Source organism: Rhodococcus sp. RCBS9, from assembly GCF_029457415.1.
In the GTDB taxonomy this organism is placed as follows: Bacteria; Actinomycetota; Actinomycetes; order Mycobacteriales; family Mycobacteriaceae; genus Rhodococcus_F; species Rhodococcus_F qingshengii.
In genome coordinates this window covers 1,030,213-1,042,924 of record NZ_CP120422.1, presented here as the reverse complement: position 1 = coordinate 1,042,924, position 12,712 = coordinate 1,030,213, and the positions used below count along the sequence as shown (strand labels likewise).

Annotated in this window: 14 protein-coding genes; 4 read left to right on the top strand and 10 right to left on the bottom strand. The window is 62.7% G+C overall.

The window, feature by feature from the left end:
- Positions 1-9: 9 nt before the first annotated feature.
- From P0M12_RS04900 to P0M12_RS04875, 6 genes are all read right to left on the bottom strand, one after another.
- Positions 10-1,050: a hypothetical protein gene (locus P0M12_RS04900; protein WP_020908745.1), complete on the bottom strand. Its 1,041-nt coding sequence runs from the start codon at positions 1,048-1,050 to the stop codon at positions 10-12.
- Positions 1,047-2,534 (bottom strand): carboxyl transferase domain-containing protein, encoded by a 1,488-nt coding sequence (locus tag P0M12_RS04895; protein WP_003940141.1) that lies wholly within the window; start codon positions 2,532-2,534, stop codon positions 1,047-1,049. The genes P0M12_RS04900 and P0M12_RS04895 overlap by 4 nt, the downstream gene beginning before the upstream one ends.
- A 94-nt stretch (positions 2,535-2,628) precedes the next feature.
- Positions 2,629-3,822, bottom strand: coding sequence for an ABC transporter permease (locus P0M12_RS04890; RefSeq protein WP_007733417.1), 1,194 nt, complete (start codon positions 3,820-3,822; stop codon positions 2,629-2,631).
- On the bottom strand, positions 3,819-4,715 hold the full coding sequence (locus P0M12_RS04885) for an ATP-binding cassette domain-containing protein (protein WP_003939757.1): 897 nt from the start codon (positions 4,713-4,715) through the stop codon (positions 3,819-3,821). The genes P0M12_RS04890 and P0M12_RS04885 overlap by 4 nt, the downstream gene beginning before the upstream one ends.
- Before the next feature lie 43 nt (positions 4,716-4,758).
- Entirely contained in the window at positions 4,759-5,304 is a 546-nt protein-coding gene (locus P0M12_RS04880) for a hypothetical protein (RefSeq protein WP_003939943.1), read from the bottom strand.
- On the bottom strand, positions 5,297-5,620 hold the full coding sequence (locus P0M12_RS04875; RefSeq protein ID WP_003940147.1) for a helix-turn-helix transcriptional regulator: 324 nt from the start codon (positions 5,618-5,620) through the stop codon (positions 5,297-5,299). The genes P0M12_RS04880 and P0M12_RS04875 overlap by 8 nt, the downstream gene beginning before the upstream one ends.
- Positions 5,621-5,729: 109 nt before the next feature.
- Between P0M12_RS04875 and P0M12_RS04870 the strand changes: the two genes are divergently transcribed.
- From P0M12_RS04870 to P0M12_RS04860, 3 genes are all read left to right on the top strand, one after another.
- Positions 5,730-6,146, top strand: a complete 417-nt coding sequence (locus P0M12_RS04870; RefSeq protein ID WP_003940252.1) for a hypothetical protein — start codon at positions 5,730-5,732, stop codon at positions 6,144-6,146.
- A 74-nt stretch (positions 6,147-6,220) separates the two neighbouring features.
- Positions 6,221-6,634 carry a VOC family protein gene (locus P0M12_RS04865; protein ID WP_021332241.1) on the top strand — a complete coding sequence of 138 codons (414 nt, stop codon included), beginning with the start codon at positions 6,221-6,223 and terminating at the stop codon, positions 6,632-6,634.
- Complete coding sequence (locus tag P0M12_RS04860; RefSeq protein WP_007733408.1) at positions 6,635-7,210, top strand: TetR/AcrR family transcriptional regulator; 576 nt, start codon at positions 6,635-6,637, stop codon at positions 7,208-7,210. It abuts the gene before it with no gap.
- Between the two features lie 12 nt (positions 7,211-7,222).
- Here the strand turns inward: P0M12_RS04860 and P0M12_RS04855 are convergent, their stop codons facing one another.
- The 3 genes from P0M12_RS04855 to P0M12_RS04845 all read right to left on the bottom strand — a co-directional run bounded on the left by P0M12_RS04855 (position 7,223) and on the right by P0M12_RS04845 (position 10,502).
- The gene (locus tag P0M12_RS04855) at positions 7,223-8,062 is read right to left on the bottom strand and encodes an aldo/keto reductase (protein ID WP_007733407.1); all 840 of its coding nucleotides are present in this window, start codon (positions 8,060-8,062) and stop codon (positions 7,223-7,225) included.
- Positions 8,063-8,207: 145 nt separating this feature from the next.
- Complete coding sequence (locus tag P0M12_RS04850; RefSeq protein WP_030535395.1) at positions 8,208-9,839, bottom strand: ABC-F family ATP-binding cassette domain-containing protein; 1,632 nt, start codon at positions 9,837-9,839, stop codon at positions 8,208-8,210.
- 66 nt (positions 9,840-9,905) lie between these two features.
- Positions 9,906-10,502: a class I SAM-dependent methyltransferase gene (locus P0M12_RS04845; protein WP_030535396.1), complete on the bottom strand. Its 597-nt coding sequence runs from the start codon at positions 10,500-10,502 to the stop codon at positions 9,906-9,908.
- 130 nt (positions 10,503-10,632) lie between these two features.
- Between P0M12_RS04845 and P0M12_RS04840 the strand changes: the two genes are divergently transcribed.
- On the top strand, positions 10,633-11,481 hold the full coding sequence (locus tag P0M12_RS04840; RefSeq protein ID WP_037128502.1) for an aldo/keto reductase: 849 nt from the start codon (positions 10,633-10,635) through the stop codon (positions 11,479-11,481).
- A gap of 64 nt (positions 11,482-11,545) precedes the next feature.
- On the opposite strand, the gene P0M12_RS04835 is transcribed toward P0M12_RS04840, so the two are convergent.
- A complete protein-coding gene (locus tag P0M12_RS04835; RefSeq protein WP_075834118.1) occupies positions 11,546-12,697 on the bottom strand; it encodes an NADH:flavin oxidoreductase in 1,152 nt (383 codons plus the stop codon).
- Positions 12,698-12,712: the final 15 nt, after the last annotated feature.

The following is a 12,712-nucleotide window of genomic DNA, read 5'->3' as shown; positions in this document are numbered from 1 at the left end:
GGTAGGGGATTACTGCGGTAGAGCCGCGGCGGCCTCTTCGCTTCGAATCGCGATGCGAAGTGTCGCGAGCATGAACAGTGACACTGCGAAACCGAAAAGCGCGCCGAACTGGTCCTGCGTGAACAGATAGACCTGCGTCACCAGGAGACTCACGATGAGGGATGCACGCAGGAGTCTCAGGGCTCGCAGGTACGGACCGCGGAAGAGGAACCACACTCCCAGAACCACAAGAACTCCGGTTGCGACGGTGGAGATCTGGACCACCAGGTCGGAGACGTCGTCGGCCTCGACGACGTTCTCGGAAACCAACGCGTAGATCACCTGGACAATCGCCAGAAGAGCCTGCAGTACGAACAGGGTCAGTACCAGTCGGCGGACGACCCGGTGCCGGAGCAGTTCCTCGGCACGGTGGAAGAACGCGTTGCGGCCACGAGTGATCTTCGATTCGATACCGCCGGTCGGCGGAGTCTGTGAATGCAGGCCGGCTTTGATCGAATCGACGAGGTCGGTGAGGCTGCGGTCTTCGACGCCGTCGAGTACGCGGAGGGCGTGGTTGTACTGGATCTCGTCGAGCTGACCGAGAGCGAGGTCCGAGAGCGCTCGCGCCCCGATGGCGAGCCGATGACGATCATTCATTCCGCGCCGAATCACCACCTCGCGCGCGGCAAGATAGAAGAGAACGAAGACGACGTACATGATCGCGATGGCAGGCTGGTAGAAGTAATCGACGTCGGCGGTGACGAATTTTCCGACCTCGTCAATGAAGAGACCGAACCCGATTCCGCCGACGAGCGTGGCCAGGTCACGCGTGCGAGAGCCTTCGGTGATGGCGGTTGCCACGATGGCTACGGCCATCAGCAATCCGCCCCAGAGAACGTGTGCGATGTGGAGGGCGCCGCCCCCGATCTGGGGATAGCCCGTTGCCGCCAGATATGCGCGGGTGATCAGCACGGTGGCGATGCCCGCGAACAGGAACAATTCGAAACGAGCGAGTGCCGCGCGGTCGTAACTGTGCGGCAGCGTCAGCGCATTCCGGTCCTTCGTCGTCATTGCGGAACTCCCAGGTTTCGATAGCGCGCGATACGGGAGGACTGGCGATCGGTGTCCGACTCTTCGGCAAGCACGAAGAGTTCGTGCGCTATCGCAGCCCCTACCCTCTTGGAGAATTCCACGGGTTCGTCGGCCGCGTCAGGCGTTTCGGGAATGATCGCGTCGATCACGCCGTCTCGAAGCAGATCCAACGAACGAATGCCCTGCGCTGCCGCCATCTCCGGTGCGTGACTGATGTCGCGATGGACGATCGCGCTTGCGCCTTCCGGCGGCAGGGGAGCGAGCCACCCGTTCTGTGCCGCGAGTACCCGATCGGCGGGCAGCAGCGCGAGCGCCCCGCCGCCTGTTCCCTGGCCGAGCAACACCGACACTGTCGGGGTCTTCAGCGTCACGAGGTCGGCGATGCAACGGGCGATCTCAGGGGCCAGTCCACGTTCTTCAGCTTCTTTGGACAGCGACGCGCCCAAAGTGTCGATCACGAGGACAAGCGGGAGTTGTAGTTCTTCGGCAAGTTTCATGCCCCGTCGCGCTTCCCTGAGCGCGGCCGGTCCCATCGTGGTGAGCGCGGATTGGCCACTGCGGTCTTGGCCGAGCAGGATGCACGGAAAGCCTCGGAAGCGGGCGAGCGAGAGCAAGATCGTCTTGTCGGTTTCACCCTGCCCGGTGCCGCTGAGCGGTACCTGTTCAGTTGCGGCATGGCGGAGCAACTGCCGGATGCCGGGTCGATCGGCCCGGCGCGAGAGCATCACCGACTGCCAGGCGGGAACATCGGGAATCTCGGGTGAGGGAATCGGGTCCGTGGCCGCCGGGGCCGGGGGATCGGTGAGCACGCACAACGCTCGGTTGACCAGCAGACGGAGGCGGTCGACGGGGACGACGCCGTCGATCACGCCGTTGCGATACAAGTTTTCGGACGTCTGGATACCGTCGGGAAACTTTTCGCCGTACAGCGATTCGTAGACACGGGGTCCGAGGAAACCCACCAGAGCACCGGGTTCCGCGACGGTGATGTGGCCGAGGGATCCCCACGAGGCAAAGACTCCGCCGGTGGTGGGATTGCGCAGGTAAACCAGGTAGGGCAGGTGTGCCGCTTTGTGAACAGCCACTGCCGCAGCGATCTTCACCATCTGAACGAAGGCGACGGTGCCCTCCTGCATCCGCGTTCCGCCGGAGGTGGGCGAGGCGAGCAGCGGGAGTTGTTCTGCCGTAGCACGTTCGACGGCGGTCACGATCCGCTCGGCCGCGGCGACTCCGATGGAACCGGCGAGAAAGCTGAATTCACAGGCAATTACCGCGACCCGACGGCCCCGAACCGTACCCACACCGGTGACGACGGACTCGTCAACTCCGCTCTTCTCGCGGGCCTTCGCCAGGTCTTCCGCGTATTTCGCGCCAGGTCCGACGTCGACGGGCGGGGAGTCCCAAGAGACGAAGCTCTCGGGATCGAGTACCGCAGTGAGTAGTTCTTCGGCCGAGATTCGCACAACGTCCTCCAAGTAAGCAGCACCCCGTCCAGGATGAACCTACCTGGACGGGGTGCTGCCGGGATCGTGTGGCGTCAGTTGTGTGCCGGATAAATCAGCGTCCGAACGCCTCTTTCCACGAAACGACCTTGCCGATGCGAAGGATGGAGCGCTGGTAGATCTTTGCCGCGATCATCGACAGCGCAGCGGTCACCACCAGCATCAGCAGAATCGTTCCCACGATCTGGAACGGAGAAGCAACACCGGCGGAAATGCGCAGGGGCATGAGGATTGCCGAGAACGGCGGAATCCAACTCAACACGTTGCTCAGGGTTCCTTCTGGATTGCTCACCGAAACGAAAGCCACGCTGACCATTGCCATGACGAGCAGCGCGAGAGGCATCGCGGTGGCGTTGACGTCCTCCTGTCGCGAGACCATGGACCCGGCCGCGGCGTACAGCACGGCGAAGAAGAGGAAGCCGAGAATGAACCACCCGAGAGTGCCGAACAGAACGCCGATTGCGGTGCCCGTCACGGTCAGGACGCCCGTCGCCAGTCCGGTGGCGACGCCCGCGACGGCATAGGCAGCCATCTGCATCAGGCCGACAGCACCGATTCCGAGAACCTTGCCCCACAACAACTGCAGTGGACGGAGAGTGGAGAGCAGCAACTCGACGACACGGCTGGACTTCTCCTCGACGACGCCCATCGCCACGTACGTTCCGAACAACAGGATCTGCATGTACAGGAGCACCACAGCAGCGATCGACATCGCTATACGTTGGCCCTGTTCGGGATCCGGGGGATCGATGGCATCGATGGTGACCACTGCGGTGGACGTGGCTTCGGCGAGCTGAGCCGGGTCGATCCCCGCAGCGGAAAGCGCATTCGATTGTGCCTGCTGTGCAACGGAACTCTCGATGACGGCCCGCAGATTCGTGGCTACTTCCTTCTTGGTCACGACAGTGACGCCGCCGCCCGATCCAGCGATCACGGCCACGTCGAGGTCGCCGTCCTTGACTTGATCACGCGCGGTGCCGTCGTCGGAAACCTCCGTTACCGTCACCGGATTTCCGAGGGTGTCGCCGATGGACACCATCGTGGCACTGAGTGATTGGTTGCCGACCAAGCCGATCTTCGACTTGTCCTCGTCGCCGCCGGAGAAGAGCGAGAAGGCGATGATGCCGCCGATGATCGCGACCAGAATGATGACGTTGCTGATCACAAAACTCTTCTTCGAGATCTGCGTCATGAATTCGCGTCGGGCGACCAACCCGATGGCTCGACCTCCGCTCAACTGGTTGCTCATGCGGCTACTACCTCTCGGAACAGATCGGTCAGTGACGGACGTCGTAGCGTGAACTCGTGCACCGGCCCGGTTTTCAACGCTGCATGCAGGATCTGCTGATCGTCGGCGGTTCCGTCGACGCTCAGGAGCGTTCGACCGTCGAGGTGGCTCAGTGTGGTGACACCGATCAGATGGTGTGCCCAACCGACCGGCGCGTCAGGGGCGAAGACTTCGATTCGGCCGTCACCCTTGCCTCGTAGCTCGTCGACGGTTCCGATCTCTCGCATGCTGCCGCGGCTGATGATGCCCACGCGATCGCATAAGCGCTCCACCAGATCCAGCTGATGGCTGGAGAAGATTACGGGAACACCGGTGCGAGCCTTCTCGACCAACACGTCACTCATGACATCGACCGCTACGGGGTCAAGGCCCGAAAACGGTTCGTCCAGAACGAGTACCGATGGGTCGTGAACCAGCGCCGCTGCGAGCTGCACACGTTGCTGATTACCGAGGGACAGGGAATCGACGGTGTCCTTGACGCGTTCGGCGATGCCCAGACGTTCGGTCCACCGCTCAGTGGCCGCGTGCGCGTCGGCCTTCGAGAGTCCGTGTAGCTCGGCCAGATAGGAAAGTTGCGCTCCCACCTTCATCTTGGGGTAGAGGCCGCGTTCCTCCGGCATGTATCCGATAGTGCGACGCACGTCGAGGTCGACAGGTTTGCCGCCGAGGCGAACTTCTCCCGAATCTGCTCCGAGCACACCCAGCGCAATGCGCATCGTGGTCGTCTTGCCGGCGCCGTTGCTGCCGACGAATCCGAAGATCTCGCCTGGGCGCACTTCGAAACTCAGGTTGTCGAGTGCGACGACGTCGCCGTAGCGTTTCGAGATGCCGTCGATCGTGAGGGTGGCTGACATGGGTCCTTCCCATCGGTCGAGTGGTGCGCTTCGGTAATACGGGTCAGAGATCGAACTCTTCCGAATCAATCGGATCCGGGTCTGGATTGGTCCACGAGAGAATCATCGCGGGCGTGCACGCGCCGATCAGCATTGCAGTCAGTGCCAATAAACCTCCCGTGTAAGGCAGCCTCTCTACATTCCACTGCACCGACGAGGTGAAAATGAGGAAAATGGCGACAATGAAGACCAACGTTTGGGTCACGCTGAGCCCGACGGAGCGAGCGTCGTTGCGTTGCTGGATCTCCCATTCGTCCAACGCCTGCCGCGGAGCATCCCCTTGCCGGCCCGACACGATTTGAAGTGAGGACCACGTCGGCAGGAACAGCAGGGTGAGGACCGGCCATGCCACGGCGAAGAGCGGATTGAACAGGCATGCTGTGCTGACGGCAACCATCGTGGTGAACAGGACCGCCAGGGCGACGACGAGTACGCGCCGACGTCGACGGGTTCGCCAATTCGGGAGCCAATGTCGGAACGTCTCCTCGTTCTGCAGGAACCGCCGAGTGCGGTGGGCCTGGTAGCGGTCGATCAGATTTGATTCAGGCACTTGGCTTTTCACTCCCCTCGGTAGTGCGGTCAGATCGGTAGACCTCCGTCGACGGTGCATTCCGGTAGACCTCCGTCGACAGCGGCCCGAACTCTGTCCGGGAGAACACCGCCTCCACCGGGAGGTCGAACACCCAGCAGATTCGGAATGCAAGATCCAGGCTGGGGTAGTGGTCACCGCGTTCGAGTGCCCCCACCGTCTGCGGATTCACGTCGACGAGTTGCGCAAGCTGTGCCCGGCTCATCTTCCGCTCGGCGCGAAGCACTCCGATGCGATTGAAGATGGGGAGCGCGTCTCCCCGCCGGACTGGGCTCATGCATCAAAGTGTTGTGAAAACCCAACAGTTTGTCAACACGAACCGCGATTGTTCCGCTTCTGGGGCGTGCCGGCGGATAAGGTTCGGGCAACGGAAGGGGCTTGGCATAGTGGTCGAACAGTTGGTGCTCGAAGAGTCCGGCCTGGTCGTGCAGGTGCGCGAGGATGGTAGCTACTGCGTGGGACCGCAAGGGCGCGAAGCGGTCTGGCGCGATCCGATGGAGAAGGGTGCAGTCATCGGTATCGGGCAGCACACTCCGGGGGATGTGGAAGGCGAATCGTGGTGGGTCGTGTACGGCCAGTCGGACATCGGGGCGGACGTCACCGTTCGACTCGAGGACGGGTCGCACGTGCCGGTTTCGCGCCTCGGTGAGATCTTCGCCAGTGAATGGGTGAGTACCCCGCAGCAGGCGTTGCTGTACCGGTCCGATCGCCCGGTGGAGTCGCAGCCCACTAAACTGTCTGTGCTGTTCGCCAGGCCGAAGTTCATGCCCAAGGCGGCGTTTCCGGAGAATGATCGCTTGTAGTTGAAGCGAGCTGCCGTCGGGAGGCTGGCAGCCATTTTCTCGAAACATTACGGTACGTACTGTACTGTTTTGGAATGACAACTTGGCCGAACGACCTCGCAGTAGTGCAAGTGCGCGTAGCGCGACCCACCGACAGGCTCGACGACGTGATTGCGTTCTATCGCGACTGTCTGGGATTGCCAGAGCTCTACCGGTTCTCCGGTCATGCCGGGTACGACGGAATCATGCTGGGTCTGCCGGATTCGAACTATCACCTCGAATTCACGACCCACGAAGACGGAAGCCCGTGCCCGGCGCCGACGCAGGACAACCTGTTGGTGCTCTACTTCGCCGGCGAGTCGGCGATGTACGAGGTAGTTCAGAGGTTGGGGGAAGCAGGGCACGAACCCGTTGGCGCCGAGAATCCGTACTGGGAGGAGAATGCGGGGATGACTTTCGAAGATCCCGACGGCTGGCGTCTGGTGCTCATGCCGCGGCCGGTGCTGTAGATGGTGCGCGCCCGCGACGAGCGGATCGACGACGCCGTTCTGGCGGCAACCCTGGAGTTGTTGGGGGAGAACGGATATGCGGAGCTGTCGATCGGTTCGGTGGCGACGAGAGCGGGCGTGCATCGACCCGCCATCTACCGGAGATGGCCGTCGAAGCGGCATCTGGTGGTGGACGTCGTCGTGGCGCACATCGGCACTGATCCAACGCCGGACACCGGCGATCTCAGGGCAGACCTGGTCGCCGGCATCACGACATTGGTTGTGGGGCTGAGCGAAACGGTAGTCGGGCGGATCCTGCCCGCGTTGGTCGCGGATCTGGCGGCGGACCCGGAATTGGCGCGGGATTTCCAGTCGGCATTCTTTCAGCCACGACGCGATTCCACTGCGGCAGTGCTGGAATCGGCGCGCCTACGCGGCGACATACGGAGCGACTTCGACCTGGACTTCGTCCTGGACGCGCTGGCGTCGCCGATCTATTACCGAGCGTTGTTCCGTCACTTACCGCTGGACGCGCTCCTGGCCGAGCAGTCCGTCGATTCTGTGCTGCTGACGTTGACTCCCCACGAAAATTCTTGAAGCCGTTTCGATTCAGTTCAATTCGACTGGATCGGGTCCGACACGGCTGTCGGTGTTCAGCGCTGCGATGGCCGCTGACTCGTCGGTATCGAGTGCGAAGTCGAAGATTGCGGCGTTGTCGCGCATACGGGCAGGCGTGACCGACTTCGACAGAACGGTGTGGCCCTGTTCGAGATGCCAACGCAGAATGATCTGTGCAGGGCTCTTGCCGTGTGCTGCAGCAATTTTCCCGATGGCCGGGTCGTCGAGGATAGTTCCCTGTCCCAATGGGCTCCAGGCCTCGATTTCGATGCTGCGACTCTGGGCGTACTCCCGAGAAGTGTGCTGTTGCAGTCTGGGGTGCAATTCGATCTGGTTGACGGCCGGGGTGGTCGCGCTGTGCTGGGCCAGCAGTTCGAGGTGCTCGGGCAGGAAGTTGGACACGCCGATCGCACGGGTGCGGCCGGAGGCGAGAATTTGCTCGAATGCCGCCCAGGTCTCGACGAACAGGCCCTTTGCCGGCGCGGGCCAGTGAATCAGATAGAGGTCGACGTAGTCGAGTCCGAGCTTGTCGAGGCTGGTGTCGAAAGCGGCGAGTGTTCGGTCGTGGCCCTGATCGTCATTCCACAGCTTGGTGGTGACGAACAGCTCTGACCTAGGGATATCCGAACCTGCGATGGCGCGGCCGACTCCGGCTTCATTTCCGTAGATCGCGGCCGTGTCGATGTGGCGGTAGCCGATCTCGAGAGCTGCGGCAGTGACCTCTTCGGTCTGTGCGTCCGGTACCTGGAAAACGCCGTACCCGAGTTGCGGGATGGTGATCGGCTCGCCGGTGGTTCCGTGAGTCAGTGTGCGGTCGGGGATCGACAACATTGAAGAGTGCCTTTCGGGACTGGGATGTGGCAGCTCGACGGGGGATCATGTCATCCGCGGGCCACCTATGCCGCGCATGCAACTATTGCGTGCGCCTGATAAATAGTTGCACACGCGGGTTGTCTGCGCAAGCAGAGTCGATCGGCTACTCCTCGAAGAGCTGTCCGTTCTCCATTCGCCACCGGCGCGTGCTTCGGGTGGACTGCAGCATGCGTCGATCGTGAGTGACCAGAAGGAGGGTTCCCTCGAACGACTCCATTGCCTGCTCGAGCTGTTCGATCGCCGGAAGGTCGAGATGGTTCGTCGGCTCGTCCAGTACCAGTAGGTTCACGCCGCGAGCCTGGAGCAAAGCAAGTGCAGCCCTTGTTCTCTCGCCGGGGGACAGGGAAGCGGCAGATCTGAGTACGTGGTGTCCGCGCAGGCCGAACTTGGCGAGGAGAGTGCGGACATCGGCATCGGGCCAGTCCGGAACCTGCGCACCGAAGGCCTCCACGACTGGTTGATCACCTTCGAACAATCCACGCGCCTGATCGATCTCACCGATCGCGACACCGGAACCCAGCGACGCGATGCCCTCGTCCGGGACGAGTTTGCCGAGCAGGACGTTGAGGAGGGTGGTCTTGCCTGCCCCGTTCGCGCCCGTGACGAGAATTCGATCGCCCCAGTCGATCTGCGTCGTGACCGGACCGAACGTGAACTGACCGCGAGTTACCTTGGCGCCGTTCGTGGTTGCGACAACGGAACCGGACCGCGGCGCCGCCGCGATCTCCATGCGAAGTTCCCACTCCTTGCGCGGTTCCTCGACGACTTCGAGTCGCTCGATGCGGCGTTGAGTCTGGCGGGCCTTCGCGGCTTGCTTCTCCGTCGACTCGGTCCGCAATCCGCGTCCGATCTTGTCGTTGTCCTTGGCTTTACGACGCGCGTTGCGGACGCCGTGTTCCATCCAGTTGCGCTGCATCTGTGCGCGATCTTCGAGGTCGGAGCGGGTGCCTGCGTATTCCTCGAACGCCTCGCGTGCGTGCTGGCGGGCGATCTCGCGTTCGGCGAGGTACGACTCGTAGCCGCCGTCGTACACGGCGATGTCCTGTTGTGCCAGATCGAGTTCCACGATTCCGGTGACGGTGCGCGAGAGGAACTCGCGATCGTGGCTCACGACAACCAGTGCTGCGCGCGTCTCGGCGACAAATCGCTCCAACTGCTCGAGACCGCGTAGGTCGAGATCGTTGGTGGGCTCGTCCAACAAGAGAATGTCGTAGCGCGAAAGCAACAGTGACGCGAGGCCGGCGCGCGCGGCCTGACCGCCGGACAATGCCGTCATATGTGCATCGAGTGGAACTCCGAGACCGAGTTCTTCGACCACCTTCTCGGCGCGCTCGAGCAGGTCGGCGCCGCCGAGAGCGAGCCAGCGTTCCAGTGCCGGGGAGTACAGATCCTCTTCGGCTTCGGCCAGGGTTTCGGCTGCGGCGTTCATGACTTCCTCGGCGTGGGCGACGCCGGTGCGGCGGCCGAGGAACTCGAGGACGGTCTCACCCTCGATGCGATCGGGTTCCTGCGCGAGGTAACCGACCGCAGCATCCGGCGGGCTGAGGATGATCGAACCCTCGACGTCGGCGGTTCCGATTCCGGCCAGTGCGGTGAGAAGCGTCGACTTGCCGGCGCCGTTCGCGCCGACGAGGCCGATGACGTCGCCGGGGGCAACGGTGAGGTCGAGGTCGGAGAACAGGGTGCGTTCTCCCCGGGAAGCAGAGAGGCCGCTGATGCGCAGTGTTGCAGTCACCTGAGAAGTATCCCCGGTGCTGTGCGCCTTTATTAACCGCGGGCGGTTAATAAAGGCGCACAGCAGTCAGCCACGGACCAGGTGATACCAGCACGGATGTGCCGCACGGACCGGAAGTGGCGATTCACTCACGTCCGCGGCCATGCTCGAGGCCATCGACCAACCGTCGAATGCACGCATGACGTCCTCCTCCGAGACGCCGTGTGGCATCGGCCAACGGTGCCCCGGTCCGAATGCGAACATCACCATGGACGCTCCCGGTGCGGTGATCGCATTTACGGATCTCCCGTAGTCCCGCCGTTGATGATCGGTGAGCCCGTGAAAACAGCCGATGTCGAGCACCAGCATGTGCCCGCCGTCGACAGCAATGTGCAGGTCTGCCGCGTCCTCGTGGAGGAACCGGACGTCGACGTGTGCTTCACGCGCGTGTATGCGCGCTTTGTCCAGCGGTTCCTGTTCGGCGTCGACGCCGGTGACGTGCCACCCGCGTTGCGCCAGCTCGATGGAATGGCGTCCGGTGCCGCAACCGATATCGAGTGCACGGCCACCTTCCGGGACGGGAATCGCATCCAGAAGGCCGGACAGTTGAGCGTCGAACCCGTGCCCGGTGTGCTCCCACGGAGTGACACCGACCTTGTAGGCGAGACGATATGAAAGATTCATCGCTCTCTCTTTTCTCGAGGCGATTCCAATACTTGTCTTCCAAGGTAGACCGGCATTTCGGGCGGTACAAGGGCACTGCCCGGAGGTTCGGCGGGGAATGCCTCCCGGCCCTCGCGCGTTGGTTCCATATATGACCGAGACCAACGATGTGACCTCTGTACCGACCATTGTTCTGAACGACGGTAAGACGATCCCCGCACTCGGATTCGGTGTGTTCCAGGTTCCGGACGACGAGACGCAGGAAGCCGTCTCGACAGCCCTGAAGACCGGCTACCGCAGTATCGACACCGCCAAGATCTACGGCAACGAGGTGGGCGTCGGCCGCGCGATCGCCGAATCCGGCATCGCCCGCGAAGACCTCTACATCACGACAAAACTGTGGAACGACGACCAAGGCTACGACTCGACGCTTGCGGCATTCGACGCGAGCCTCGACAAGTTGGGTCTCGAGTACCTCGACCTGTACCTGATCCACTGGCCGGTTCCGTCCAAGGACCTGTACGTCGAGACGTTCAAGGCATTCCAGAAGCTCAAGGCCGACGGACGGGTTCGATCCATCGGCGTCTCCAATTTCACCATCGAGAACCTCGAGCGTGTCATCGGCGAAACCGGTGAGGTGCCGGTTCTCAATCAGATCGAGCTCCATCCCAAATTCAACCAGGCAGAATTGCGCGCCTTCCACACCGGCAAGGGAATCGCGACGGAAGCGTGGAGCCCGCTCGGACAGGGAACCGTTCTCGGCGACCCCGTGATCACCGCTATCGCCGACGCTCATGGCGTCACCGCGGCTCAGGTGATCATTCGCTGGCACCTGCAGATCGGAAACGTGGTGATTCCGAAGTCGGTGACCCCCGAACGTATCGCCGCCAACTTCGATGTCTTCGGATTCGAACTGACACCGGAACAGATCAACGCGATCGGTGCTCTCGACGACCCGGCCGGCCGCATCGGCCCCGACCCGGTCACGCTCGGCAGCTAGTACTTCCGGCAGACCCACAAACGGCACTCCCACAATTGCGGGAGTGCCGTTTTGTCGTGCGAGGTCAGTTCAGGTGTGTGCGATGTTCTGCGGTGAATGCGATGTGCTCGTCCGCGCGTCCGGTGCGGAGCTTCTCGACCCACTCGGGATCGGCGAGCAGCGCGCGCCCGATGGCAACCATGTCGAATTCACCCCTCTCGTACTGAGCTTCGAGACGCTCCAGTCCGGTGACAGCAGATGCAGCTTCGCCGGTGAATGCCGTCGTGAACACGGAATCGAGTCCGACCGAACCGACGGTGATGGTCGGCAACCCGGTCAGCTTCTTCGTCCAACCGGCGAGGCCGAGTGTGCCGTCTTCACCGTCGAGTTCAGCGAATGCCGGTTCCCAATGACGCCTCGTGGACGGATGCAGAACGTCGACGCCGGCGTCGACCAGGGGAGTGAGGATGCGGCCGAGTTCTGCCGGGCTCTGGGCGATACGAGCGTCGTAATGGCCGGACTTCCACTGCGAGAATCGGTAGACGATCGCGAACTCGGCCCCGACGGCCTCTCGGATTGCGGCGACGACCTCGGCCGGGAAACGGGTGCGGGCCTCGAGTGATCCGCCGTATCCGTCGGTTCGGACATTGGTTCCCGCCCAGAGAAATTCGTCGAGCAGGTAGCCATGTGCTCCGTGCAACTCGAGACCGTCGAAGCCGGTGTTCTTCGCGTTGAGTGCGGCGTCGACCCACGACTGCTTCAAGTCGTCGAGGTCAGAGGTGGTGAATTCTCGTCCCAGGCGGGTGCCGTCCAGTGCCAGGCCGGAGGGGCTGACGGTTTCGACCTCGGGGTTCAGGCGCGAGTTCTCGCCGCGTTCGACTCCGAGGTGCCACAGCTGAGGAATGATCGATCCGCCTTCGGCGTGGACGGCGTCGACAACCGACTTCCAGCCACCCAGGCTCGAATCGCCGTAGATGCGCGGTACGCGGGTGTGCGGGCCGGCTGCCGGGTCCGGGATGTACGTGCCTTCGGTGATGATCAAGCCGACACCACCTGCTGCGCGACGACGGTAGTACTCGGCTACGTCGGCGCCGGGGATTCCGTCCGGCGAGAAGGCGCGCGTCATCGGGGCCATGGCGAAACGGTTACGCAACGAGAGTGATTTGACCTCGAAAGGCTCGAAGAGGCCGCGCAACGCGGAGGCCTCGGGTGCTGTCGATGTGTCGGGAAGAGTCACGGGTTTGTTCAACGC

What these genes read in the sequence shown, in the direction of transcription:
- P0M12_RS04900 (WP_020908745.1), bottom strand. Translation starts at nt 1,050, where the DNA reads ATGACGACGAAGGACCGGAATGCGCTGACGCTGCCGCACAGTTACGAC.
- P0M12_RS04890 (WP_007733417.1), bottom strand. Translation starts at nt 3,822, where the DNA reads ATGAGCAACCAGTTGAGCGGAGGTCGAGCCATCGGGTTGGTCGCCCGA.
- P0M12_RS04885 (WP_003939757.1), bottom strand. Translation starts at nt 4,715, where the DNA reads ATGTCAGCCACCCTCACGATCGACGGCATCTCGAAACGCTACGGCGAC.
- P0M12_RS04875 (WP_003940147.1), bottom strand. Translation starts at nt 5,620, where the DNA reads ATGAGCCCAGTCCGGCGGGGAGACGCGCTCCCCATCTTCAATCGCATC.
- P0M12_RS04865 (WP_021332241.1), top strand. Translation starts at nt 6,221, where the DNA reads ATGACAACTTGGCCGAACGACCTCGCAGTAGTGCAAGTGCGCGTAGCG.
- P0M12_RS04860 (WP_007733408.1), top strand. Translation starts at nt 6,635, where the DNA reads ATGGTGCGCGCCCGCGACGAGCGGATCGACGACGCCGTTCTGGCGGCA.
- P0M12_RS04855 (WP_007733407.1), bottom strand. Translation starts at nt 8,062, where the DNA reads ATGTTGTCGATCCCCGACCGCACACTGACTCACGGAACCACCGGCGAG.
- P0M12_RS04845 (WP_030535396.1), bottom strand. Translation starts at nt 10,502, where the DNA reads ATGAATCTTTCATATCGTCTCGCCTACAAGGTCGGTGTCACTCCGTGG.
- P0M12_RS04840 (WP_037128502.1), top strand. Translation starts at nt 10,633, where the DNA reads ATGACCGAGACCAACGATGTGACCTCTGTACCGACCATTGTTCTGAAC.